The organism is Polycladidibacter stylochi (assembly GCF_001562055.1).
GTDB lineage: Bacteria > Pseudomonadota > Alphaproteobacteria > Rhizobiales > Stappiaceae > Pseudovibrio > Pseudovibrio stylochi.
The window spans coordinates 1-4,109 of record NZ_LLWE01000031.1 but is presented as its reverse complement, the minus strand read 5'-3'; the positions used below and the strand labels follow the sequence as shown (position 1 = coordinate 4,109).

2 protein-coding genes, 1 tRNA gene and 2 pseudogenes are annotated in these 4,109 nt (G+C 47.3%); 4 read left to right on the top strand and 1 reads right to left on the bottom strand.

Annotation, left to right across the window (positions count from 1 at the left end):
• The first annotated feature begins 364 nt into the window (after positions 1-364).
• The 4 genes and pseudogenes from AYK67_RS13890 (at position 365) to AYK67_RS17795 (ending at position 3,811) form a co-directional block, all read left to right on the top strand.
• The gene (locus AYK67_RS13890; RefSeq protein WP_208976306.1) at positions 365-2,260 is read left to right on the top strand and encodes a M23 family metallopeptidase; all 1,896 of its coding nucleotides are present in this window, start codon (positions 365-367) and stop codon (positions 2,258-2,260) included.
• 153 nt (positions 2,261-2,413) lie between these two features.
• A pseudogene (locus AYK67_RS13885) lies at positions 2,414-2,734 on the top strand (transposase); the annotation flags it as partial.
• 15 nt (positions 2,735-2,749) lie between these two features.
• Positions 2,750-3,612: pseudogene (locus AYK67_RS16965) on the top strand (transposase).
• Complete coding sequence (locus tag AYK67_RS17795) at positions 3,584-3,811, top strand: DUF2326 domain-containing protein (protein ID WP_082735831.1); 228 nt, start codon at positions 3,584-3,586, stop codon at positions 3,809-3,811. The pseudogene AYK67_RS16965 and the gene AYK67_RS17795 overlap by 29 nt, the downstream one beginning before the upstream one ends.
• 166 nt (positions 3,812-3,977) lie before the next feature.
• Here AYK67_RS17795 and AYK67_RS13865 read toward each other — a convergent pair.
• A tRNA-Met gene (locus tag AYK67_RS13865) sits at positions 3,978-4,054 on the bottom strand.
• Between the last annotated feature and the right edge of the window lie 55 nt (positions 4,055-4,109).

The window sequence follows — 4,109 nt, the reverse complement described above, 5'->3', positions numbered from 1 at the left end:
CAACCCCGTGGGGCCCGTCCGTTTGGCGTGGAGCGGTTTATAGGCACTCAAACCCAACCCGTCAACACCACAAGCATAAAAAATAACAAAAAACATCGGAAATGAGGAAAACCCTTCGACGCCACCCTTGGAAAACTCCAAAACATACTAGATTCCCCCTAGAACCCGCTGCTTTTTACACAGGCATGATTACAGTTTGGGTACAATCCAGCTATATTAAACAAAATACCGCCCAACTCCTTAACGATAGTGTAGGGCTAAGCGAAATGAATCACTTTTGGGTACAAGGGCATTCTTATAAATGTATTTGAGTAGTCACGGCAGCAGTGGACGCCCTAATATAGAGTTAGGCCATGAGCCTCCTTTGCATATAGAAGGCGTATCTACGAAAACGCCTCATAACAGCTCGCTTAATGCCCGCTGGCTAATTGGCACGATCCTCACCGGAGTGACATCCATTGCGTTGATGGGCGGCGCACTAACAGCAGCGCTCGACGGCCAATACTCTTACACAACAGCCATATTAAGCTCAGACAAGAATAGCGAAAATGGCTTAATCGCCAGCACATCAGGAAAAGGCGACCGTCTGGCACCGCTCAATCCCACGAAATCAAATCGCACAATCATCAATGTGAATACAGTCACAAGAACTGGCAATAGGGATCATATTAAAGAAAAACCCTATGCTCTGGTTAAAGCAAATTTCGATCTGCATCGAAGCAAGGCATTGGCAGACCAGATACCAACTTTTGATCCTATTGCAATGTATCAAGGAGAAGCCGTTGGACCTGCCATCATTGCCTCAGATGGCATTTACGGTGCAAATATTGAAGGCGAAATCTCTATTTCACAAAGCGATTTTCCAACAGATGCCCTAGGTTACGCGCCTGTAAAACCGCTGGAAGATGCAGAAATACAAAAGCAGGTTAAACTTGCCGCACGCTTTATGAGCGACAACCACACTGATATCGCAGCAAATCCAGAAATGGATAGCGATACCTATGATGTCACATCATTTGAAAACCAGGATTTGAAGAATCTGGAAGTTCGCATCACACAAGAAAACGTATCCTTTCAGCCCAAGTCACAAAAAAAGCAGTTACATTCGCGTGTTGAAGAGCGCTTCATGCCCGTAAACGAGGGCAGTGTACTACTGGATATGCTTTTGGATAACGAAGCCAGTGAGGAACAAGCCCAAGCCATAATGGCGGTACTTAAACAAAACTACGGCATATCCAACGTACAGCCTGGCCAGCTGCTTCGCTTTGGTCTTGAGCCCTCACAAGATGATGACAATGAAGCTGAATTGGTTCGGGTAAGCATCTACGACAATCAACAGCATCTCGCCACTATCGCCCTGTCAGACCAAGGGACCTACATTGCCTCAGCACCACCAGTAGATGACATCGTACCAGATCAATTCGCGCTCAATCAGCCCGGAGAAGACAAAGGGCCAACGCCGACTTACTACACCAGCCTCTATCAAACGGCACTGGAAAATCAGATCCCCAATACCGTCGTCGAAGAGTTGATACGCATCTACTCATTTGATCTTGATTACAACTCCACGGTCAAACCTGACGATACTTTTACAGTGCTATACGATAATGAAAAGCAGCAGAAAGAAGGTATTCAGGAAATCTTGTATACCTCAGTCTATGCCAACGGACGTGAACACTACTTTTACCGCTTTAGAAGCCCTGACGATGGTGAAGTCGATTTCTATGATCGACGCGGCAAAAGTGCTAAGAAATTCCTGTTGCGCAAGCCAATTGCCTCTGGCCGCTTTACCTCGGGCTTTGGCATGCGCCGCCACCCCATACGCAAGAAAAGGGTCCTTCACACCGGTGTTGACTGGGCAGCCCCGCGTGGCACCCCGATTTTGGCAGCTGGTAAGGGCGAAGTCATCAAAGCAGGTTGGGGTGGTGGATATGGCCGTCGCGTGCTCATTCGCCACGCCAACGGTTACGTGACCACTTACAACCACATGAGCAAAATCGCAGATGATTTGAAACGCGGCGATCAAGTCTATCAAGGGCAGGTAATTGGTTACGTTGGCACCACTGGTCTTTCTACTGGCAACCACCTGCACTACGAGGTGAAAGTAAATGGCCGCTTTGTTAACCCGCTCAAGATCAAGCTCCCTAAGGGGCGTACACTCACAGGACCGCTTCTAACAGCCTTTGAACGTGAACGTGATAGGATTGACGCACTAATTCAAGACGATAGTAGCAAAGCCATGAGCGCACTACCAAATTAAAGCTCAGAGTAATAATATGTGGCGGCCTAAAAAACATGGAGGTTTTTTTGATAAATAGAAATCAGGATACCTTCATGGCTCTACAAAATTATACAAAAGAGTTTGAGGCTGTCCCAGATAATCCGACTAAGGGTTTATCATCCTGGGTATGCGGAAGAAAGTTACTTCGGCGATCAACGCAAAGGTAAGCGTGGTCGTGGAGCGGCAGGAAAAGTCTATACAAAGGTCATTCCTGACGCTTCCAGAGCCACGTTGGTACCGATCATCGAGCAAATAGTTACCCCTGACAGCATCGTTTATACTGACTGTTGCAGGGGATATACTGCTCTGGAGCTATCCGATTTCAAGCACTTTCATATAAATCATTCAGAGCTGTTTGCTGATAAGCGCAATCATATTAATGGCATTGAAAATTTCTGGAACCAGGCCAAATGGACTGGCCGGGGAAAAGTGGAGGGACTTCTGATAAGTTAAGATCAGGAGGATTTCATGGGGCGACCAAATTATACAGAAGAGTTTAAGCGGGAAGCTGTGCGGCTTGTTGAGGTGAGTGGACGGGGAATTAAAGAAATTGCGGAGGATTTAGGTGTAGCGCGTTCAAGCTTGCAGCGTTGGGTTCGGGAGTTCCGGGACCAGGATCTGCTTTCTGGCCCGCATGAGGATGCCAGCAAGGAACTTGCCCGGTTACGCAAACAGAATGAACTGCTTCGTCAAGAAAGAGACCTTTTAAAGTGTAGCTGGCAAAACAAACAGTAGAGCTGTTTGCCAAGCGCAACGCGGCAGCGTTCTTCGCCAAGGAGACAAGTCGATGAGGTTCCGGTTCATCGATGCGCAGAGCGCCTCCATGCCTGTTGCTAGGTTGTGTGCTTTTATGGGCGTTAGTTGCAGTGGCTATTATGCCTGGAGGAAACGCTCTGCAAGCGCTAGGCAACGTGAGGACATGGCGCTGCTTGCCCATGTTAAAGACCGGTTTGGTGACAAACGCCCTCAATCGGGCGCTGGCGACACGCACTTGTCTTGACGGGCTCATACATCATTCCGACCGTGGTTCTCAATATTGCTCCGATGCTTATCAGCGGCTCTTATCAAGGCACCATATCATTCCTTCCATGAGCGGCAAGGGAAATTGATACGACAACGCTATGGTGGAAACCGTGTTCAAGACCATCAAATCAGAAATGTTGTGGCGAACTGCCTTTCTGACACGGCAAGAGGCAAAAAAGGCACTTGGCCTTTACATTGAAGGCTTTTACAATCCAACCCGGCGACACTCGGCGTTAGACTACCAATCGCCAATTACGTTCGAGAGACAACGTAGAAAAATTGAGACAATGTCTCTCCACTTTTATTAAGCCAGTCCAATTTGCCAGAGCTTTGGAAATTGGTGCAGCGTTTTCTAAAAAAACTGGCGTACAGTATATCGTAACTCTTAACTCCGATGAATTAGAACGTGCAGAAAGAGAAGGGGGAAAACAATTTACACAATATGTTTTAGACACAGTCCTAAGTGACGAAAGAGACGGTGGACTATTCGGTTTTAGATTTAATTGATACATTATCAATCGACAGATCCCTTACAAAAGGAATCTGTCAGAGGGCTTCACCTCGAAACTAAAAAAGCTCTGATCTTGCTTCCGCATAGCTTCCATGGTTGATTGTGTTTTGGGGAAAGATGATTTCTCTATCCAAATAAACTGTTGATTTTTAGTATTTTATTTGGTTGCGGGGGTAGGATTTGAACCTACGACCTTCAGGTTATGAGCCTGACGAGCTACCGGGCTGCTCCACCCCGCGTTAATTTTGTGTGCAGGGGCTTGTTGTGCCCTGCGCGGGCTTTGTGGTGCCCGGT